General features: G+C 55.8%; 21 protein-coding genes and 1 pseudogene. 6 read left to right on the top strand and 16 right to left on the bottom strand.

All coding sequences use genetic code 11. The features are described from left to right. Window positions 1–53: 53 nt before the first annotated feature. On the top strand, window positions 54–788 hold the full coding sequence (queC, locus tag ACOYNV_RS04770) for a 7-cyano-7-deazaguanine synthase QueC (protein WP_422898604.1): 735 nt from the start codon (window positions 54–56) through the stop codon (window positions 786–788). Window positions 789–1,588: 800 nt separating this feature from the next. On the opposite strand, the gene ACOYNV_RS04765 is transcribed toward queC, so the two are convergent. Further along, window positions 1,589–1,717 (bottom strand): hypothetical protein, encoded by a 129-nt coding sequence (locus tag ACOYNV_RS04765; RefSeq protein WP_422898603.1) that lies wholly within the window; start codon window positions 1,715–1,717, stop codon window positions 1,589–1,591. Between the two features lie 1,248 nt (window positions 1,718–2,965). After that, window positions 2,966–3,709 (bottom strand): hypothetical protein, encoded by a 744-nt coding sequence (locus ACOYNV_RS04760; RefSeq protein ID WP_422898602.1) that lies wholly within the window; start codon window positions 3,707–3,709, stop codon window positions 2,966–2,968. A gap of 325 nt (window positions 3,710–4,034) precedes the next feature. On the opposite strand from ACOYNV_RS04760, the gene ACOYNV_RS04755 reads away from it, so the two are divergent. The 3 genes and pseudogenes from ACOYNV_RS04755 to ACOYNV_RS04745 all read left to right on the top strand — a co-directional run bounded on the left by ACOYNV_RS04755 (window position 4,035) and on the right by ACOYNV_RS04745 (window position 6,683). Continuing rightward, window positions 4,035–4,277 carry a hypothetical protein gene (locus tag ACOYNV_RS04755; RefSeq protein WP_422898601.1) on the top strand — a complete coding sequence of 81 codons (243 nt, stop codon included), beginning with the start codon at window positions 4,035–4,037 and terminating at the stop codon, window positions 4,275–4,277. 147 nt (window positions 4,278–4,424) lie between these two features. Further along, window positions 4,425–5,210: pseudogene (gene ttcA / locus ACOYNV_RS04750) on the top strand (tRNA 2-thiocytidine(32) synthetase TtcA); the annotation flags it as partial. Window positions 5,211–5,666: 456 nt separating this feature from the next. Further along, on the top strand, window positions 5,667–6,683 hold the full coding sequence (locus tag ACOYNV_RS04745; RefSeq protein ID WP_422898600.1) for an adenylate/guanylate cyclase domain-containing protein: 1,017 nt from the start codon (window positions 5,667–5,669) through the stop codon (window positions 6,681–6,683). A 71-nt stretch (window positions 6,684–6,754) separates the two neighbouring features. On the opposite strand, the gene ACOYNV_RS04740 is transcribed toward ACOYNV_RS04745, so the two are convergent. From ACOYNV_RS04740 to ribBA, 14 genes are all read right to left on the bottom strand, one after another. Then, on the bottom strand, window positions 6,755–7,075 hold the full coding sequence (locus ACOYNV_RS04740) for a PsiF family protein (protein ID WP_422898599.1): 321 nt from the start codon (window positions 7,073–7,075) through the stop codon (window positions 6,755–6,757). Window positions 7,076–7,125: 50 nt separating this feature from the next. Next, complete coding sequence (gene hprK, locus ACOYNV_RS04735) at window positions 7,126–8,070, bottom strand: HPr(Ser) kinase/phosphatase (RefSeq protein WP_422898598.1); 945 nt, start codon at window positions 8,068–8,070, stop codon at window positions 7,126–7,128. Window positions 8,071–8,083: 13 nt separating this feature from the next. Then, the gene (gene ptsN / locus ACOYNV_RS04730) at window positions 8,084–8,530 is read right to left on the bottom strand and encodes a PTS IIA-like nitrogen regulatory protein PtsN (RefSeq protein WP_422898597.1); all 447 of its coding nucleotides are present in this window, start codon (window positions 8,528–8,530) and stop codon (window positions 8,084–8,086) included. Between the two features lie 97 nt (window positions 8,531–8,627). Further along, entirely contained in the window at window positions 8,628–8,951 is a 324-nt protein-coding gene (gene hpf, locus ACOYNV_RS04725; RefSeq protein WP_422898596.1) for a ribosome hibernation-promoting factor, HPF/YfiA family, read from the bottom strand. Between the two features lie 137 nt (window positions 8,952–9,088). Then, complete coding sequence (locus tag ACOYNV_RS04720; RefSeq protein ID WP_422898595.1) at window positions 9,089–10,507, bottom strand: RNA polymerase factor sigma-54; 1,419 nt, start codon at window positions 10,505–10,507, stop codon at window positions 9,089–9,091. Window positions 10,508–10,585: 78 nt separating this feature from the next. Beyond that, window positions 10,586–11,338 (bottom strand): LPS export ABC transporter ATP-binding protein, encoded by a 753-nt coding sequence (gene lptB, locus ACOYNV_RS04715; protein WP_422898594.1) that lies wholly within the window; start codon window positions 11,336–11,338, stop codon window positions 10,586–10,588. Window positions 11,339–11,350: 12 nt separating this feature from the next. Beyond that, window positions 11,351–11,797 (bottom strand): recombination regulator RecX, encoded by a 447-nt coding sequence (gene recX, locus ACOYNV_RS04710; protein WP_422898593.1) that lies wholly within the window; start codon window positions 11,795–11,797, stop codon window positions 11,351–11,353. Between the two features lie 6 nt (window positions 11,798–11,803). Further along, on the bottom strand, window positions 11,804–12,823 hold the full coding sequence (recA, locus tag ACOYNV_RS04705) for a recombinase RecA (RefSeq protein ID WP_422898592.1): 1,020 nt from the start codon (window positions 12,821–12,823) through the stop codon (window positions 11,804–11,806). 163 nt (window positions 12,824–12,986) lie between these two features. Continuing rightward, on the bottom strand, window positions 12,987–13,487 hold the full coding sequence (locus tag ACOYNV_RS04700; RefSeq protein WP_422898591.1) for a CinA family protein: 501 nt from the start codon (window positions 13,485–13,487) through the stop codon (window positions 12,987–12,989). Next, complete coding sequence (locus tag ACOYNV_RS04695; RefSeq protein ID WP_422898590.1) at window positions 13,484–13,981, bottom strand: phosphatidylglycerophosphatase A; 498 nt, start codon at window positions 13,979–13,981, stop codon at window positions 13,484–13,486. The genes ACOYNV_RS04700 and ACOYNV_RS04695 overlap by 4 nt, the downstream gene beginning before the upstream one ends. Beyond that, window positions 13,968–14,933 (bottom strand): thiamine-phosphate kinase, encoded by a 966-nt coding sequence (gene thiL, locus ACOYNV_RS04690; RefSeq protein WP_422898589.1) that lies wholly within the window; start codon window positions 14,931–14,933, stop codon window positions 13,968–13,970. The genes ACOYNV_RS04695 and thiL overlap by 14 nt, the downstream gene beginning before the upstream one ends. A 113-nt stretch (window positions 14,934–15,046) precedes the next feature. After that, window positions 15,047–15,559, bottom strand: coding sequence for a transcription antitermination factor NusB (nusB, locus tag ACOYNV_RS04685; protein WP_422898588.1), 513 nt, complete (start codon window positions 15,557–15,559; stop codon window positions 15,047–15,049). Then, on the bottom strand, window positions 15,556–16,038 hold the full coding sequence (ribH, locus tag ACOYNV_RS04680; protein ID WP_422898587.1) for a 6,7-dimethyl-8-ribityllumazine synthase: 483 nt from the start codon (window positions 16,036–16,038) through the stop codon (window positions 15,556–15,558). The genes nusB and ribH overlap by 4 nt, the downstream gene beginning before the upstream one ends. 39 nt (window positions 16,039–16,077) lie before the next feature. Next, a complete protein-coding gene (ribBA, locus tag ACOYNV_RS04675) occupies window positions 16,078–17,205 on the bottom strand; it encodes a bifunctional 3,4-dihydroxy-2-butanone-4-phosphate synthase/GTP cyclohydrolase II (RefSeq protein WP_422898586.1) in 1,128 nt (375 codons plus the stop codon). A 591-nt stretch (window positions 17,206–17,796) separates the two neighbouring features. Between ribBA and ACOYNV_RS04670 the strand changes: the two genes are divergently transcribed. Together ACOYNV_RS04670 and ACOYNV_RS04665 are read left to right on the top strand one after the other, a co-directional pair. Further along, window positions 17,797–18,297 (top strand): hypothetical protein, encoded by a 501-nt coding sequence (locus tag ACOYNV_RS04670; RefSeq protein ID WP_422898585.1) that lies wholly within the window; start codon window positions 17,797–17,799, stop codon window positions 18,295–18,297. A 113-nt stretch (window positions 18,298–18,410) separates the two neighbouring features. Beyond that, on the top strand, window positions 18,411–18,650 hold the full coding sequence (locus tag ACOYNV_RS04665; RefSeq protein ID WP_294248872.1) for an AbrB/MazE/SpoVT family DNA-binding domain-containing protein: 240 nt from the start codon (window positions 18,411–18,413) through the stop codon (window positions 18,648–18,650). The last annotated feature ends 12 nt before the right edge of the window (window positions 18,651–18,662 follow it).

The raw sequence follows: 18,662 nt of genomic DNA, 5'->3' as shown, positions 1-18,662 counted from the left end.
CTTCAGCTAAAATGGCGGCATATCATTGGCAACAACCGGTGAATTTCATACCCATGAGCACGCTATTACCATCCAGACCACCCCGCGCCGTTGTCCTGCTTTCTGGCGGGCTCGACTCGGCCACCACACTGGCCATGGCCCGCGACTCCGGTTTCGACTGCTATTGCCTTTCCCTGGACTACGGTCAGCGACATCGCGTTGAACTTGACGCTGCCGCACGCGTAGCCAAGGCCCTGGGCGCCAGCGAACATCGCGTGCTACGCATGGCCCTTGGGGAGTTTGGCGGCTCGGCGCTCACCGACAACGCCATCCCGGTTCCCGTCGATGGAGTCCAGCCGGGCATTCCCGTCACCTATGTACCGGCCCGCAACACCATCATGCTTTCTCTGGCCCTGGCCTGGGCCGAGGTCTTGGGCAGCCGTGACATCTTCGTCGGCGTCAATGCCGTCGATTATTCTGGCTACCCCGATTGCCGACCGGAATTCATCGCCGCCTTCGAGACCCTGGCCAACCTGGCCACCAAGGCCGGTGTCGAGGGCGCAAAACTTACCATCCACGCCCCACTGATTGATCTTTCCAAGGCCGACATCATCCGTCACGGCCGTGCCCTTGGCGTTGATTACGCGGTAACGGTTTCCTGCTACCAGGCTGACGAACACGGCCGTGCCTGCGGCATTTGCGACTCATGCCGCCTGCGCCGCGAGGGCTTTTCCGCTGCCGGCTTGGGCGACCCGACGCCTTACCTTATCAGCCCGCAAGAGTCGACCAGACGACCTGAATTACCGTAGCCCAAGACCAGGCTTTGCACTGCTTGCTCTCACATTGCTTACAGGACAGCGGCACCGTGGCGGTGAATGGGAGAGGTCAGGCAGGAAACGCGGGGCTGGCAATTCTTGTTGCGGCTATCAGGCTGAAAGCCGCGCCAAGTGGCGTTCTACGATGATGCTGCCTGTAGAGCCAATGAATACGCCACTCTTCAGGCACATGTAGCGCAGATTGCCTATTCATGCGGCTTGCAGAGTAATGGCCTTGCTGTGAGTAGCGAGCACAGAAAACGACGTGCTCAGTGAGCATCCTGAAAACCTCAGTTCTTCACCGCAAAGGCGCAAAAGTTCGCAAAGACAATCAACAGCTTGGCTGAAACCGTGGTCGGCCCCTATTATCCTGAACAGCCATCAAGACATCGCCGCCATGTGCCTACCTGCGATTTTGTAGGGTGTGAAACGCGAAGCGTTGCGCCCTGAAGGTTGGCATCGCCAGCCTGAAGAAGTACTCTTGGGGTGCGCACCTTCAGGCGGATCAAGACCGTCGATGCACGCGGGGGATTCCGCGTGCGCAAAGAAAAGAATTTGCGCACCCTACCGGGCTAGAGAGCTTTTCTCACTTGATCTATGAGTTTTATGGCTTTTTTATCAGCCTCTATCGTTTTTGTCCGCTCTTCATTTGCCTTTCTATCAATCTCTAATTGATTACTATTCACATACCCCCTCAGTCAGGCATCTGGAAATAGATCAATCACAATTTTTGCATTAAGCGCATTAGGCTCTTGATAGTATTTGATAAGATTATATACAGCCTGTAGTACATCTCATTCTTGTTTTTTCCCTTTTGCCTCTGCATAGAAGGAAAGAACTTTATTTTGAGCCGAAGGATCTATATCTGGAAGTTTATTGTAAAGTTTTGTATATTTCTCCGTTTTCCCATTTCGTTCAAACATAGCGAACATATCCTTCTTTACTACTTCCACATTTATTGAGAGTACCGGTGCACCTGCGCCTGCATTTTTCTCAAAAGGGGAGTTATTGATATCTGGTCAATTTGCCATCGCAGAACCGCCGAGTGCCGCAGTCAATCCCATAACATCACCGAATCGACTGAGCGTTTCTTGCGTATTACCGACAATATCCGTTCTTTCTCGTTCAAGGGTAATAGTTCATTTGGAGAGTTTCTGAACTTCTCTTTCGAGCAAAGTCGACTCGGGCGCAGGATTCTCTCCTCAGTTGAGCACGAACATCGTCTTCCCGCTCGCATCGACAGGCGGTTGAAACGAAGACGCCAATGCAGCAGCAGGATTCCCCAGGGCAAGAGCGCTGACGACGAGAAGGGCTTGACTTAGTCGGTTGAGCGTCTCCTGTGTCCGTGCGATGACGCCAGTTTTCTTCGACTTGATCGATGCTTGCGGACACTTCGCTTCTTCTAAAACGGACGAAGGGGAATCGTTCCCGAGTGAGGGCACAGGCGCATCAGCGCCGCTTGGCGTCAACGCATCGCGGTTTTGGCTTTGAGCATAAATTCAGTCAAAGGCAGCAACAACCGGCGTGGAAGAACAAGGGAATTTTCCCGTCGGCGGCCAGCACCGCCCCGTTTCAATTATTTTTCAGACGTTCATATTCTTTTAGCGTCGGCTTGCCGAACGCGGCCTGTCAAGGCAGAGCTTTCATCAACACGGGGCTGTTCTGGGTGTGGCATCCAGCCAGCGAGCCTGCCTGCACTGTCTCCGCCCCGGCTTATCTTGGGGAGTTTCCAGATCCCCGCTTCGCCCGGTTTAGGCCACAGCACTACTCGCCAACCGCTTCCAAATCCACCGACATACAGCCCCCTCGGTTATCCCTCGCCCCGTTGCGGCCGGCAGCCGCTCAGACAGGCGAGACAGAAAGGTGCATTGCGTTGGCCGCGCGCGTTTGCACACGCGTAAAGTTAGTCAACAGGTTGCGGAGAATGCCACCTTGCCAAGGGGATAGCAAGGAGAGAATGCTGGCTGCCCAGGGTAAATTTGTTCTAACCCATCCGGCGTGGCCCGAGGCCAGGCTTCGCGCTCATACCGGCGAAGGCCGGTATCCAGATTCGTCCATCTGATCAAGATGTTAAAAGACCTATTTGTTCAACGAACTGGATTCCGGGTCAAGCCCGGAATGACGGTAAATCAATGGGTTAGCGGTAGAACAAATTTACCCTGGCTGGCTGGCTACCCTGCGCGGCTTGAATCGAGCAGCTTCGCTCGCAGCGCGCCGGCGTCCAGCGCCAGCACGGCTTGATACCCCTGGCGCTTCAATGGCTTCAGCCGTGGGCCTTGGCATATCAGCAATTCCTGCCAGTCGCCTTTGTTGACGGCAACGCGCAGACCAAAGTGGGCGGCGTTTTCTTCGACGCTGAAGCGCTCGCGCAGTTTCACCGGTTGGGCGAGGGCTTTCTGGATATGGGTGTGAGCTCGTTGTTGCAGGGTGGCGAGGGTTACGCGCTCGGGTGCGGCGGCGGCCGCTGGAAACTGGCGCGCAAGGGCCAGGGCAAAGAGTTTGTCGGTGGCCAACAGCAGCAGGTCTTGCCGTCGTTCGGCGGCAAGGCTGGCAATGAAACAGGCGTAAAGGCTTCTTTGCACGCTCCAGGTGGGGACGGGTATGGCCGCTTGTTCGCTTGCCAGGCGCGACAGGCCGATGCGTTCGCACAGTTGTTGTATCTCGGCGCCTTCCTCCCACAGCGCCGACCATAGTGCCAGCACTTGATCCGGTGCGCTGGTCAACGGCGAAGTGGCCGCCCAGTCGCAATAGCGGGTGCGCAAGACTCCTTCGCCACGCAAGGCCAGGAGCAGGAGGGGTGGCGGCAGGGATTCGACGTTGCGCGCCTTGAGCGGCCGCGCCAGCGCCCAGCCGCCAACGTGGGTGGCGAGTACGTCGATCCATTGCGGCAGGTAGCGCAGGCGTTGTGTGTTCATGGGTTTATGACTATAGCGGTGGAAAGGTTAGAATGCCAAGGCTTTGCGCGGGTGTAGTGTAACGGTAGCACGCAGGCCTTCAGAGCCTGAAGGGGCACCACCCCGCTGTGCCGGTTCGAATCCGGTCGCCCGCTCAAGGCCAGCACGGCATTCATATTTCACGGAAAAATGCGATTGTGACCCCTTTAGTTCGCATTTAACGGGCACACGACGATCGCTCGCCGGAGAAATTACCGACCATCAACATTTCTGTTTTCTGGGCACCAACTCGATTAAAGCTTGCGTGATATCTGGCCGTTAATAATTTCATAGCAATGGAGGCCCTATGAAGAACCATCTCAAAATAGTTTCGGTTAACCCGAACTCGGTGTCGAGTACCAGACTCAACGGGTGTGCGCTGCATCAGTTGGCGGACAGACTGATCGAAGAAATCAAGGCCGGTCATTCCAGGAATGCCCACATCCTGGCATCTCTACAAAATCTGTCGCCATTTGCCATTGCCGTCGTCGCCACCTGGATGACGAAAGCCGGACTGAGCGAGGCAGATATCTTGAATACCGTGGTCTAGCAATCAGTCGTGTTGAAACGTGATGGCAAAATATTCGTCATTCCAGGCTTGACCCGGAATCCAGTAATGCCTCTCTGGAAAGCTTGTTTGGCTTCCCGATACATAGCAAAGTAGAATGGCTACCCCGATTGCCGAGCATAAGTTGCCATGAGTGTGCGCAAAGAATCATTTGAGCAGAACAAGTTGGCCAAGCGTCTGCGCCGCGAGGTTGGTCAAGCCATCGCTGACTTTGGAATGATCGAGGATGGGGATCGCGTGATGGTTTGTCTCTCCGGCGGGAAGGACGGCTATACGATGCTGGACATGCTTCTGCAGCTTCAAAAGAAGGCGCCGGTGCGATTCGAGATTGAGGTCGTCAATCTCGACCAGAAACAGCCCGATTTCCCTGGTCACGTCCTGCCTGATTACTTGCGTAAGCTCGGTGTACCCTACAGCATCCTGGAGCAGGACACCTATTCAGTGGTTAAACGGGTTATTCCGGAAGGCAAGACGATGTGCTCGATGTGCTCGAGACTGCGGCGGGGCGCCTTGTATTCGTACGCGGAAAAAAGAGGATTTACAAAAATTGCCCTTGGTCATCATTGCGATGACCTGGTCGAGACGCTGTTTCTCAATCTGTTCTTCCACGCCAAGATCAGTTCAATGCCACCCAAGCTTCTCAGCGACAATGGAAAACACGTGGTCATCAGGCCTTTGGCCTACGTTCGAGAGCGCGACATCATCGAGTACGCACATGCCCGCGGCTTTCCGATCATCCCCTGCAACCTCTGCGGTTCCCAGGAAAACCTCCAACGACGTCAGATGAAGTTGATGCTCAAAGAGTGGGATGCACAGTTCCCCGGGAGGGTCAAGAACATCGCGCGCTCAATGGGCAACGTCCACGCCTCGCAGCTTGCTGACCGCAACCTGTTCGACTTTATAGCCCTGGGGCGCCACGACCATGCGCCTATTCCCAGCGTCCATGACTGGCTAGGAGGTGAGTAACCAGAGCGAGAACTCGTTGAACCGCTACTCTTGTCGCACAAAGTTTAGCTCTCATCGATAACGTATTGTCTGTGACCCTCGGAGTTGCTTCGGTCAACGAAGACCACGCACTCTCATGGGCTTTACTCAAGTTGGCCCAAAACCGGGTAAATTTGATTACTGTCTTGTATTCATGGTCTGTCAAAGATCTCTATGCCATGCTTTCAATGCTTATGGCGCTATGCAAACGTGGCCCGGAATGGTTTTTTGCTTGATTGCGATGAATCTGGATCGATAGGAGACGACAAGGAATTGGTGTTCGACGCGCCATAGTTTGGCGAGGGATTGCGGGGCTAGAGCAGTCGCCAGGTATGTTGGTAGGCGCGTGCAGTAAAATGATTAATCTTTTGCTACGATCATACAGTTTTGGTCGTTTTGTGCTTCGGTATGAAGTGTTATGATATTGGGATGCTCGTTGAGGTTTTGGTAGCAGCGTCACATGGAACTTCCACTGGGTTTTCTAATATTGGGTTAACTATGAATAATGCAAAGAACTCCTTGTCTGTACTGTTTGCCGATGTTTCGGGAAGTGCTCGGTTGCATGAGAAACTCGGCGGTGCAGAAACACTGCGGGCGGTTGATCGCTGTCTTAAGCGCATGGGGCGAGCAGTCGATGCTTTTGGCGGACGCATCATAAAGACCGTCGGTGATGAAATGATGGCGGTGTTTGATATGGCTGATGAAGCATTTCATGCCGCCATCGAGATGCAGCAACGGGTGGCTGATCTGCCACCCATCTCTGGCGTCAAGTTGGCAATTCGTGTCGGCTTTTCGCATGGCACTGTAAGCGAAAAAGAAGGCTGCATGGTTGGCGAAACCGTCAACGCGGCAGCACATCTTGCCGGTCTGGCCAAGCCCGGGCAGGTATTGACCAGCATTCAGGCACAGGCCGCACTGTCCCCTGCATTGAAAAATTCGACGCGCGAACTTGGATCAGCGGTAGCCAAGGGCAAGTCCCTGGGCATGAAAGTTTTCGAAGTTGTCGCGCCCGTCGCGCCAGGATCGTCGGTTGCGAAAACAGCGGAAATCCCGGATGAGCGTAGTGGTGATGGCTTAGCGGGCGCCCGTTTCTGTGTCCGCTATTCCGGCAAGGCCATCATTCTGGATGACAGCAAACTGGTAATCAAAATGGGACGAGATGCAGAAAGTGACGTGGTAATTCATGATCGTCGTGCGTCGCGTCTTCATGCCAGAATTGAACTGCAAGGCAACAGGGTTATTCTCACTGACATGAGCACCAATGGCACTTTTATAACCCTGAGTGGCGAGCAAGAGTTGTTCCTGCGTAGCGAGGAGTGTGTCCTTCACGGCAAGGGCATGATTTGCTTTGCGGCATCGGCGACCAGTCCGGATGCGGATTGTGCAGAATTCGAGCAACTCTGATCGACCCAGGCTGAATATGAAAACGACGGTGCGTTAGCAACGTCGTTTTGAATTGTCAGTCTGCAGGGGGCTTACTTCTTGTCAGCTTTGAGGCACTCGCTCATGAATGCCTTGCGCTCATCGCCCTTGAGAGCCTTGGTGCCGGCCTCGGCATTGCATGCTTTCATTTTGTCCTGCTGCGTGGCCGACGCCGGCTTTGAACCCAGGCATTGACTCATGAATGCCTTGCGCTCATCGCCCTTGAGAGCCTTGGTGCCGGCCTCGGCGTTACACGCTTTCATTTTTTCCTGCTGCGCCAGTTGTGCTGGAGAGGGCGCTTTCTTTTCCTGATCCGCGGCAATGGTGACGCTAGTGGCGAAGGCGAAGACAGCGAGAGCAATCATGGCTTTCATCGGTAACTCCTTGATAGGGTTTAGTAACGTCCGTTAATTATAAACGCTACTTATATGTCGTCGTCAAGAACTGCCTGTTGCTGGCGATTGATGAATTCGCTCATGCTGTCGATACCTCGCATTTGCAGGATGCAGTTGCGAACAGCGGCTTCGAGAAGAACGGCAAGATTGCGTCCAGGCGCCACGTGAAAAACCACCTTGCGCACCGGGATACCAAGGATTTCCTGCGATTGGGCATCGAGTGGCAGGCGCGGCGAGTCGTCGCCTGTTGCGTTTCTCTGCAGGTGAACGATCAGCTTGAGTTTCATTTTTCGCCGCGCAGCCGTCTCGCCAAAGATCGTGCGAATGTTGAGCAGGCCAAGACCACGCACTTCAAGGTAGTCGCGCAACATGCCGGGGCAGCGCCCTTCGATGGTTGTTGGTGCGATGCGTGCCAGTTCGACAACATCGTCGGCAACCAGACCGTGCCCACGCGAAACGAGTTCGAGCGCCAGTTCGCTTTTGCCAACGCCGGAATCGCCGGTGATCAGCACCCCCATTCCGAACACGTCCATGAACACGCCGTGAGCCGATACCGTATCGGCAAATCGGCGCGCCAGGTAGACATGCAGCAGATCAATGACTGCCGAACAGGCCTTCGGGGTGACAAATAACGGTGTTTGCGTCGCCTCGCAAATCTCGCAAGTTCCGGGAGGAATTTCAAGACCGTCGGCGATAATCAGTGCCGGCGGTCCTGCTTCCATTAAATCTTCAATTTGTAGATGCCAGCGCTCCGGGCCGACACGCTCGGCCCATCGCTGTTCGGCCTTGCCGATAACCTGTACTCGCTGACTGTAAATCAGGTTAAGGTGGCCGACGACGTCAGGGCCGTAGGTCTCCTGATCCTTGAGTTCGACTACCCGCTCAATACCCACTGCAGCAACCCAGGTGAGCTTGAGTTTATCAAGATGATCTTCGTAGAGTTGGGTAATACTCAAGGTGCGGGAGGCAATCATGCGGATGGGACTCTCAGTTGGCGAATATCTGGCGGATCATGTCAGCGCTATCTGCGGTACAGAGTGCTTCGCGGCAAGCGCGATCCGAGAATCGTTCGGCGAGTTCAGAAAGGATCTGCAGGTGTTGCTCTGTTGCCTGTTCAGGAACAAGCAATACGAACAGGAGAGAAACCGGCTTGCCGTCTGGCGAGTCGAATGGAACAGGTGCGGCAAGACGCAGAAATGCACCCATGGCTTCCTTCAGCCCTTTGATGCGGCCGTGAGGAATGGCGATACCCTGGCCGAGGCCGGTCGAGCCGAGTTTTTCGCGAGCGAAAAGACTGTCGAATACTGCGCTGCGGGCGATGCCCTGATTGTTCTCGAAAAGCAGGCCGACTCTCTCGAAAACGCGCTTCTTGCTGCTCGCATCAAGATCAAGGACGATGTTTTCGGTGGCTAATAATTGTGTGATCTGGCTCATACAGGAGAGAAATCAGTGGCAGCAAGCATTTTGAGAAAACGGCAATATCAGGATTGCAGGTTCGGCCAAAATGGCCAAACCCGCCGCACTGATCCAGTTACTCCGGAACGATTTGACTAATTTTTTGGCCGCGATGATGGTCTTGCAGCTTGTGCTTGTATTTCTGTATCTGGCGATCGAGTTTGTCGACCAAGCTATCAATCGAGGCATAAAGATCCTCGTCAATGGCTTCGACGAAAACATCCTTGCCAGGGAGGTGAACGGTGACTTCAGCCTTCTGGTTCAGCTTGTCCACCGATAAAATCACATTCACATCGATTACGTTATCGAAATGACGTATGACGCGCTCAAGCTTCCCGGTGACGTAAGCATGTATGGCCGGAGTGATCTCAAGGTGGTGCCCACTGATTTTCAGATTCATGGTGTGGCTCCTTATCAAGGTTATAGTCGCGTCAGCGACCGTCAAATCTCCCCTCGCCCACTCGTGCAAGAGAGGTCGAGGATGAGGGAAATGGGTATTGTTTTCATCTTCTGAAGTCAAGATTTTTACAATTCCTGTCAAATCGTCTTGCGCAGTTTAACCGGAGGGATGCTGAGCGCTTCCCGATATTTTGCAATTGTTCGCCGTGCGACAACAATCCCCTGCTGACCAAGAATTTCGGATAGCTGACTATCAGAAAGTGGCTTCTTCTGGTCTTCTGCACCAATCAACTGCTTGATCAGCGCGCGGATAGCCGTTGCCGAGCATGCGCCGCCGGCTTCAGTGGAGACGTGGCTGCCAAAAAAATACTTCAATTCAAAAATCCCGCGGGGAGTGGCCATGTATTTTTGCGTAGTGACTCGGGAAATGGTTGATTCGTGCAAGCCCAGGATATCCGCGATTTCTCGTAGCACCAGTGGTCTCATGGCAACTTCGCCATGGTCGAAAAACTGCCGCTGACGATCAACGATAGACTGCGCCACTCTCAGGATTGTGTCAAAGCGTTGTTGCACGTTTTTTATCAGCCAACGAGCTTCTTGCAACTGGCCAGCAAGTCCTGATCCGCGCTGCCTGGAGAGTATCTGGGCGTACAGACTATTGATGCGCAGGCGAGGAAATGCGTCGGAGTTAACGTTGACCGTCCATTGGCCAACGATCTTGCGCACCACGACGTCGGGGGTAATGTAGCGCGCATCCAGCGCCGCATACTTTGCCCCGGGCCTGGGATTCAGGCTGCGAATGAGAAATTGAGCGCTACGCAAATGGTCGTCGTCGCATTCGATCAGCTTCTTGAGTTTCACGAAATCACGACTGGCGAGAAGATCGAGGTGATGGCGAACGATCTTCAGCGCCAGAACCTGTGTTTCATCTGCAGGCAGCGCTTCCAATTGCAGCGCCAGGCACTCATTCGCGTTGCGTGCGCCAACGCCAGTCGGGTCGAAACACTGCAGGTGATTGAGGGCGATCTGCAATTCCTCGGGCTCGATTTCAAGTTCGGGCGGCAGCGTTTCGGCGAGATCTTCAAGCGACTGGGTCAGATAACCATCCTCGTTGAGCGCGTCGATCAGGCACTGCACCAAGGTGCGATCCCGGTCGGGAATGCTCATCAATCCCAGTTGCCATGACAGGTGCTCGCGCAGAGAAGTGGTCGCGGCCTGCACATCCTGGTAGTCGCTGTCATCATCGTCAAAAGATCCTGCCGAACTGGAGTAACTACTTTCCTCGCCAAGCCAACTCTCGTCATCGGCTGACGAAGGCGTGGAAATCTCGGTTTCGGGTTTCTCCGCGTCGAGTGCATCGGATTCGACTTCGCTGGTGCCGGATTGCGGTGGCGCATACTCCTCTTCCTCGCGTTCGAGCAGAGGATTCTCCTGAAGGTATTTTTCAAGTTCTTGCTCAAGCTCAAGCGTCGACAATTGCAACAGACGTATCGACTGTTGCAACTGGGGCGTCAGCGCGAGATGCTGGGAAAGCTTTAGCTGGAGGGATGGTTTCATTTACGGAGCCGAACCGGCCGCCGGATTGGAGGATGCTACTCGTTTCGTTCAGGGAATCAGGAGGAGCAAGCGGCAGGCTCAGAGACGGAAATTCTCGCCTAGATAAACCTTCCGTACGTTTTCATTATAAATGATTTCATCGGGTCTGCCAGCGGCGAGAACGCTGCCTTCGTTGAGAATGTAGGCGTGATCACAAATGCCCAGGGTCTCACGAACGTTATGGTCCGTAATCAGGACGCCAATATTGCGCTCCTTGAGAAAGCGGATGATTTTCTGGATATCCAGCACGGCAATGGGATCAACGCCAGCAAAGGGTTCGTCGAGCAGAATGAAGCGCGGCTCGGTCGACAGCGCGCGAGCAATTTCAACCCTTCGACGTTCGCCACCTGAGAGTGAGGCGGCCGAGCTGTTGCGGATATGACTGATATGCAGTTCTTCGAGTAGACGTTCTGCACGTCGCTCAATCTCGTCAGGCGCCAGATTCTGCAGTTCCAGAACCGCCTTGATGTTCTCAATGACCGTCAGTTTGCGAAAAACCGAAGCTTCCTGCGGCAGGTAGGAAACACCGAGTTTCGCGCGCTGGTGAATGGGCAGGTGGGTGATTTTCTTGTCATCGATATAAACGTCACCGCCATCACAGGCAACCAGACCGACCACCATGTAAAAAACGGTCGTTTTCCCCGCACCGTTCGGGCCGAGCAGGCCGACCACTTCGCCACTACCCACCTCGACCGACACGTCCTCAACCACCGTACGCTTCTTGTAGCGCTTTTTCAGGTTATGCGTGGAAAGAGTACTCTTCGTACTCTGCGTGCTAATGCTGGCAGTCATTTCAGACATCGTTCAATCGTCTTCAAAATCGCCGCGCAATACGCGACGGATAGTTTCCCCGGAAAATCCCCGGCTCATCAAAAAACGCGTCTGTCGTGCTCGCCCGGCTGCATCAACTGCCCCGGACTTGTCCCCGAACTTACGTTGCCAGACTTGGCGCGCTCGTGTCAATTCATCAACATTGGTAGCTAATGCGGCAGCAACCAGTTCCTCGGATACGCCCTGAGTGCGCAGTTCGTATGCCAAACGGGCATTTCCGAACCGTGCTCCGCGAGCGTTAATTCGCATTTCAACGTAGCGCTCGTCGGAAAGCACTCCTCGCGCGCTCAGGCCATCAAGCAACGCCCCAAGTTCTTCTGCAGACTCGGCGTACGACGAGAGCTTGCGTGCCAATCCGGCTCGGGCGTATTCGCGGCGTGCCAGCAACCGCAAGGCACGCTCGCGCAGCGTGCTGCTCATGGCAGATTACTCGGTGGCGTTGATCGGCTTGGGCGAAGGGACATTCACCGCAGCACGAATCCTGGCCTCGATCTCCTCAGCGATTTTCGGGTTGGCTTTGAGATATTCGCGGGCGTTGTCTTTGCCCTGACCTATTTTTTCACCATTGTAGGCGTACCAGGAGCCTGATTTCTCGACCAGTTTGTGGATGACGCCCAACTCGACGATTTCGCCTTCACGCGAGGTGCCTTCACCATAAAGAATGTCGAAAATGGCTTCACGGAAAGGCGGTGCAACCTTGTTCTTGACGACCTTGACGCGTGTTTCGTTGCCGATAACCTCGTCGCCTTTCTTGATGCCGCCAATACGGCGAATATCAAGGCGTACCGAAGCGTAAAACTTTAGCGCATTACCGCCAGTCGTGGTTTCCGGGCTACCGAACATGACGCCGATTTTCATGCGGATCTGGTTGATAAAGATCACCAGCGTGTTGGTCCGGTTGATGTTTGCCGTGAGCTTGCGCAGCGCCTGACTCATCAGGCGGGCTTGCAGGCCGGGCAGCGAATCGCCCATCTCGCCTTCGATTTCGGCTTTCGGTACGAGGGCTGCGACCGAGTCGATGACAATGACGTCCACGCTCGCCGAACGGACCAGCATGTCGGTAATCTCGAGCGCTTGTTCGCCGGTATCCGGTTGTGAAATCAGGAGCTCTTGAAGATTGACGCCAAGTTTCTGGGCGTAAGTCGGATCGAGAGCGTGTTCGGCGTCAATGAAAGCAGCGGTGCCGCCAAGCTTTTGCATTTCGGCGATGACCTGCAACGTCAGTGTCGTTTTGCCGGAAGATTCAGGGCCGTAGATTTCGACCACGCGACCACGCGGCAGGCCGCCGATGCCAAGTGCGATGTCAAGCCCGAGCGACCCGGTGGACACGACCTGAATGTCGTTGGCAACACTGCCGTCGCCCATCTTCATGATTGAGCCTTTGCCGAACTGCTTTTCGATCTGAGCCAACGCTGCCGCCAGCGCTTTTGCCTTGTTGTCGTCCATTACGTGTCCTTTGTCTTTATTGACGGGAATTATCTCATGTTCGACAGGTAAGCCTGCAGGTGTCGAGTACTGACATTATATACAGCATTCGAGTCATGATTGGCATTGTCTTTCTGGACGGACTTATTTTCGGCTAGCTCTGCCGTTATTTTGTCCGATCTCGCTATGCGCTCATTATCTGTGCGCGCCTGAGAACTCCCGAAAGTGCATGCTCGACCGACTGTGCGCGTACCTCCTCGCGACAGCCTTTGAAGTGGCAAGTCTGGGTGTCGATCCTGCCTTCCGCTCCAGCCCAACTGAAACAGACGGTGCCGACGGGCTTATCGGGCGAACCTCCGCTTGGTCCGGCGACTCCGGTGATCGCCAGGGCCCAGTCACCTTGACTGTGGCAGAGTGCTCCAGCGGCCATGGCCGCTGCGGTTGCTTCACTGACTGCACCGTGAGTATTCAGGGTGTCGAATTCGACATCAAGCATTTCGTGCTTGGCAGCATTCGAGTAGGTTATGAAGCCACGATCAAACCATGCCGAACTGCCGGGTACGGCTGTCAGGCATTGCGCAACCCAGCCTCCGGTACACGACTCGGCCGTAACCAGTTTCTGGCCATTGGCCTCAAACAGCGAGCCAACCTGTGCGGCAAGAGCCTCCAGTTCTTGCTGATTCATTTGAGAATGAATTGCAGGATGGCGAGTACAAGCACCGTGTAACCGGCAGCGATCAGGTCGTCGGTCATTACACCGAAACCGTTCTTGACCTTCTCGTCAAAGTAGCGCGCAGGTTGCGGCTTGACGATGTCGAAAAAGCGGAAGAGAAAGAACGCTGTGGTTTGCCACAGCCATCCCGCCGGACAAAACACCAGCACCATCCAGAAAGGGACGATCTCGTCCCAGACGATGCTGCCATGATCAATGACGCCGAGATCGGCGCCCGTCCGGTGCGCGGCCAGCACGCCGCCGATGAAGCAGACAACAAGTAAAGCGAGCAGTTCGAAGTCGTTCATCCACGGTCTGAGCAACGGGAAGGATGCCCAGGCGAACAGGGTGCCGACGGTACCCGGCGCAAAGGGCGACAGGCCGCTGCCGAATCCGCAAGCAACCAGATGCGCCGGATGCGAAAAGAGGAAGCGGAGCGATGGCGGATTACATTTAATCTTGACCAAAATGATCAAATCCTTTGCGTGTCATGGGTAATGTCTGCCCGTTTTCGTCGAGCAGGCGTACTTCACCCTTGCCTTCAATAATACGACCGATGCGCCACAGCGGCAGATCGAGTTGAGCGGCCAGTTCGGCCAGTTCATGGCGCTTGTCGGGTGGCGCGGCAAACACCAGTTCGTAGTCGTCGCCGCCGGCCAATTGACAGTGGCGGGCCAGCAAGGGATCGGCCCCCGCAGGCAGGTAAGGAAGTTGAGTCTGGAAAACCTCGGCATCAACCCCGGAACGATCGGCTATATGACCGAGATCGGCGAGCAGGCCATCCGAGACGTCAATGGTGGCATGCGCCAGCTTTCTGTCACGCAAGGCCAGCCCAAGCTCAATGCGCGGTGTCGGTTTTTGCAGGGCAGCGATGCAGCGGGCAGCGAGTGCTTGCGGCAATTGCGTCCGGCCTTGAATTTGTGCGAGGCCTAACGCGGCCAATCCCGGCTGGCCGGAAACCCACAGGTCATCACCGGCCAGCGCCCCGTCACGGCGTAGCGCGGCACCGGCCGGAACCTCGCCAAGCGCCGTGATGCACAGATTGAGCGGACCACGCGTCGTGTCGCCTCCGACAAGGTCGACGCCGTAGCGTCTGGCACAGACAAAGAGGCCGTCTGCGAAGGCGGCAATCCAGTTCTCATCAGCGTCCGGCAGACTACCGGCAAGTAATACCCAGCGTGGCCTGGCGCCCATCGCAGCGAGATCGGAAAGGTTGACAGCCAGTGTTTTCCAGCCTAACTGGCACGGATCGGTGTCCGGCAGAAAATGCGTGCCGGAGACCAGCATGTCGGTCGTGATCGCCAGTTCCATCCCCGGCGAAGGCGCCAGCAACGCGCAGTCGTCACCGGGGCCGAGGACGGCTTGTGGTGTCGGCTTGGTGAAGTAGCGGGCGATCAGGTCGAATTCGGAGGGCGGCATGGAGCAGACTCTTTCAACACAGAGCGCACAGAGGCACAGAGATCATGGAGGCAAGACCAAACATGCTTCTCTCTGTGAACTCAGTGCCTCTGTGCACTCTGTGACAAAGGCGCTTAGCTTCTAACCCGCGCAGCGCGTTTGGCTTCGACTTCAACCGGGCGCAGTTTGGCGGCCAGCTTGTCGAGGACGCCATTGACGTACTTGTGGCCATCGGTGCCGCCGAAACTCTTGGCCAGTTCGATGGCTTCATTGATGATCACGCGATAAGGGGTTTGCGGGTAGTTGGCGAGCTCATAGGCCCCCGCCAGCAATACGCTGGCCTCAACAGGCGAAAGCTCCTTGAAGGGGCGGTCGAGGTGCGCCTGGAGTTGTTCCTGCAAAGCAGCATACTGGACAAGGACGCCACGCAGCAGAGCGACGAAAAACTGGCGATCTGCCTTGTCAAAACCGGCGATATCGGCCAGATGCGCTTCAATCGAGGCCTCGTCATTGCCGCTGATCTGCCATTGGTAGAGGCCTTGCAGGGCAAACTCGCGAGCTCGGCGACGTGGTGATTTGGCGGTTGGTTTTGGAGCGGGTTTGACAGGATTTTCTGCACCAGGCGTACTTATTGGCGTTTTACTCATGAAGGTCTTTCTCCAATTACGCGCAGCAGGTTGGCCATCTCGACAGCAGTGCGGGCACAGTCAGAGCCCTTCACCTGCATGCGCGCCAGCGCCTGATCGTCGTCTTCACAGGTCAGGATACCGTTGGCAACAGGGATGCCGGTATCCAGTTGCACTTCCATGACGGCACGGCAGGAATCGTTGGAAACCACCTCGAAGTGATAGGTATCTCCGCGAATAACGGCGCCGAGTGCGATCAGGGCATCATAGCGGTCGCTTTGCGCCATTGTTTGCAAAACAAGCGGAATTTCCAGCGCGCCGGGAACGGTGGCGATCTCGATAGCGCATTCGGCGACTCCAAGGTGCTTGAGCTCAGTCGTGCAGGCCGCAAGCAGGCCTTCGCAGACATCCTGATTGAAGCGGCTCATGACGATGCCGACGGTGAGGCCAGCACCAACTAGCACGGTTTCGTATTCGTAACTGTTTTCGTAGCGGGCCATGTCAGCGCTTTCTGATAATTTCCGGGAATTCGGATCGGATCATTCGAGTTCGGCCGGCGTGGCGATGTAACCGGTCACTTCGAGGTCGAAACCCATGACGCTCGGCATGCGGCGCGGGCTGGCCAGCAGCCTCATCTTGCGTACGCCGATATCGCGCAGGATCTGTGCGCCGATGCCATAGATGCGCGGGTCCCATTTCGCTGCCGGGCGCTGCGCGGGCGATTGCTCGCTAAGCGCCGCCAGAATGTCGTGGCAGGTTTCCGGACGGCGCAGGAGAACGATGACACCCGATTCGGCTTGCGCCAGCGCTTTCTGCGCCTGGTCGAGGGAAAAGCTGTGACGTCCGCTGGACGGGTCGAGAAAATCGAGTACCGACAGCGGTTCATGCACCCGCACCAGCGTTTCCCGATCCGGGCGAATCTCACCCTTGGTCAGCGCCAGATGAACTTCATTAGAGGTTCGGTCGGAATAAGCATGCAGGGTGAATTCCCCGTGCACGGACTTAACTGGCTTGGAGAAAGTGCGCTCAATCAGTGTTTCGTTGCGGCTACGGAAATTGATCAGGTCGGCAATGGTGCCGATCTTCAGGCCATGCTCACGCGCAAACTCGATCAGATCGGGCAGACGGGCCATCGAGCCATCGTCCTTGAGGATTTCACAAATGACCGACGAAGGCTCCAGTCCGGCGATCTGGGCCAGATCGCAACCAGCCTCGGTGTGGCCAGCACGAACCAGCACGCCGCCGGCTTTGGCAGTGATCGGGAAAATGTGACCTGGCTGAACGATATCTTCCGGCCGCGCGTCGCGTGCCACGGCCACCTGAATCGTGCGCGCCCTGTCCTGCGCCGAGATGCCGGTGGTGACACCGCTCGCAGCTTCGATCGAGACGGTGAAGGCCGTGCTGTAGGCGCTCTTGTTGTCGCGCGCCATCTGCGTCAGGCCGATCTGCTTGCAGCGCGCCTCGTTCAGCGTCAGGCAAATCAGGCCGCGAGCATGCTTGGCCATAAAGTTGATGGCTTCCGCCGTGACGTGTTCGGCGGCCAGGACGAGGTCGCCCTCATTTTCACGATCTTCCTCATCAACCAGGATGACCATGCGCCCGGCACGCATTTCGACGATGATTTCTTCGATCGAGGCAATGGCCGGTGATCTGCTTAGGGGTGACATTTACTGAGCCTCCGGGGAGTCGGGTGCATCGGGTGCATCGGGTGCATCGGGTGCGTCCGGGTTGAGCATGCGCTCGACGTAGCGTGCGATTATGTTTAATTGCTTCATAACTCAGTATCCATGCGGTGCTTAGTAGGGCAATACGTCGTATACCGTCACCGATACCGTCAACAACATATGCCAATAGATTGCAGTGATTTTTCGGCTAGAAGATGCCGTTAAATCTATAACTAATCGAGTATTTTCCCACACTAGACACACGTGTAGCCAGGAATGTGCGTTCACCCAAGCCGGGTAGCCCGGACGGGCAATATCTTGGCGGCGTCAGCGGCGAAGTTTTTCCGTCCTGAAAAATTTGGCAGGTTCGGCGAAACTACGTTCGTCACGTTTGCGGCAGGCCATTGGCTTGCAGACCGAAACGTGACTCACTGCGCAGCATCACTCGCTTGATCGGACAGCCCCCCGGAATTCGTATCGGGCACGGCGTCGCCGACTGGCAAATTCCCTACTCGTTGAAACCAAACCCGAGGCCTCGTCCATCGGGCGGGTAGTGCTGCGCTTTTTTCTCGCACTACTTTTCAAGGAGGCCTTATGGCTACCGCTCCCACCGCAGCACAAGCCCCGGCAACGGGTTTTCAGCCGGCGTTTAAACGCGTCGCCCAGACCAATGAGTTCGATTGCTGGCTGGCCTGCATCGCCATGATCGTCAATCGTCCGCTGGCCGAGGTTCGTCAGGTCGCTGTCGACCGTTTCAAGTTTCCCAAAAATGGTCCTTACACGATCATGGACGAAGTCCTGATCGCTAAGCTACTCGCCAACTGGTCTTTCACCGCGACGGTATACAAGGAGAGCGCCGGCATCGCCTCCCTCCCGGATGTTTGTATCGGCATGGTCGAGTACAACCCCGAAACCGAGATCGGTCGCCACGTGATCTTCATCCGACAGCGAGGGGCGGCAGGCAAGCCCAACGTCGAGTACTGCATTGACCCAGCGTACTGGGTTCCCCCTGAACAGCACGTGCGCATGGACATCAAGGGCTTCCCGATTTCGTGGCACATCGGAGTAACGCCCCTGCGGCCAGAAGGCAAATAGGGCCGACGGTAGCGTAACCGGTGCATGGTCAAGGCCGGTTACGCCTATCTGTTCAGGAACCCCGGATTGGCAATTTGATAGCCATTGATTATCAGCGAGGTTATCGAACTGCCATGCCGACGAAACTATGCAAGTGGGGCAACAGCCTGGGATTACGCCTGCCCCAGTACGTGATTGAGCGCACCGGGCTGCGTCCCGGCGATTACTTGTTTGTGCGGCTCACCGACGCCGGGGACATTGTCATTCGTCCTGTCAAGGAGCGCGACGTTCATGCGGGTTACGCCGCAGACGACGCGCCTCCGAAATTCAAACAAGGTGCGCCCACTGACGAGGAGGTACTCGCCAACTGGTAATCGCGCCTCTAC

It is taken from the genome of Propionivibrio sp. (assembly GCF_049316945.1).
In the GTDB taxonomy this organism is placed as follows: Bacteria; Pseudomonadota; Gammaproteobacteria; order Burkholderiales; family Rhodocyclaceae; genus Propionivibrio.
The sequence above is the reverse complement of the archived record's forward strand: the minus strand, read 5'-3'. Positions and strand labels throughout refer to the sequence as shown.

Bases quoted from the DNA above. Each gene is read 5' to 3' on its own strand.
- thiL (WP_422898589.1), bottom strand. From the start codon at position 14,933: ATGCCGCCCTCCGAATTCGACCTGATCGCCCGCTACTTCACCAAGCCG.
- recA (WP_422898592.1), bottom strand. From the start codon at position 12,823: ATGGACGACAACAAGGCAAAAGCGCTGGCGGCAGCGTTGGCTCAGATC.
- ACOYNV_RS04740 (WP_422898599.1), bottom strand. From the start codon at position 7,075: ATGAAAGCCATGATTGCTCTCGCTGTCTTCGCCTTCGCCACTAGCGTC.
- lptB (WP_422898594.1), bottom strand. From the start codon at position 11,338: ATGACTGCCAGCATTAGCACGCAGAGTACGAAGAGTACTCTTTCCACG.
- hpf (WP_422898596.1), bottom strand. From the start codon at position 8,951: ATGAATCTGAAAATCAGTGGGCACCACCTTGAGATCACTCCGGCCATA.
- recX (WP_422898593.1), bottom strand. From the start codon at position 11,797: ATGAGCAGCACGCTGCGCGAGCGTGCCTTGCGGTTGCTGGCACGCCGC.
- hprK (WP_422898598.1), bottom strand. From the start codon at position 8,070: ATGATTGCCTCCCGCACCTTGAGTATTACCCAACTCTACGAAGATCAT.
- ribBA (WP_422898586.1), bottom strand. From the start codon at position 17,205: ATGTCACCCCTAAGCAGATCACCGGCCATTGCCTCGATCGAAGAAATC.
- queC (WP_422898604.1), top strand. From the start codon at position 54: ATGAGCACGCTATTACCATCCAGACCACCCCGCGCCGTTGTCCTGCTT.
- ACOYNV_RS04720 (WP_422898595.1), bottom strand. From the start codon at position 10,507: ATGAAACCATCCCTCCAGCTAAAGCTTTCCCAGCATCTCGCGCTGACG.
- ACOYNV_RS04700 (WP_422898591.1), bottom strand. From the start codon at position 13,487: ATGAATCAGCAAGAACTGGAGGCTCTTGCCGCACAGGTTGGCTCGCTG.
- ACOYNV_RS04670 (WP_422898585.1), top strand. From the start codon at position 17,797: ATGGCTACCGCTCCCACCGCAGCACAAGCCCCGGCAACGGGTTTTCAG.
- ACOYNV_RS04765 (WP_422898603.1), bottom strand. From the start codon at position 1,717: ATGTTTGAACGAAATGGGAAAACGGAGAAATATACAAAACTTTACAAT.
- ACOYNV_RS04760 (WP_422898602.1), bottom strand. From the start codon at position 3,709: ATGAACACACAACGCCTGCGCTACCTGCCGCAATGGATCGACGTACTC.
- ACOYNV_RS04665 (WP_294248872.1), top strand. From the start codon at position 18,411: ATGCCGACGAAACTATGCAAGTGGGGCAACAGCCTGGGATTACGCCTG.
- ACOYNV_RS04755 (WP_422898601.1), top strand. From the start codon at position 4,035: ATGAAGAACCATCTCAAAATAGTTTCGGTTAACCCGAACTCGGTGTCG.
- ptsN (WP_422898597.1), bottom strand. From the start codon at position 8,530: ATGAGCCAGATCACACAATTATTAGCCACCGAAAACATCGTCCTTGAT.
- nusB (WP_422898588.1), bottom strand. From the start codon at position 15,559: ATGAGTAAAACGCCAATAAGTACGCCTGGTGCAGAAAATCCTGTCAAA.
- ribH (WP_422898587.1), bottom strand. From the start codon at position 16,038: ATGGCCCGCTACGAAAACAGTTACGAATACGAAACCGTGCTAGTTGGT.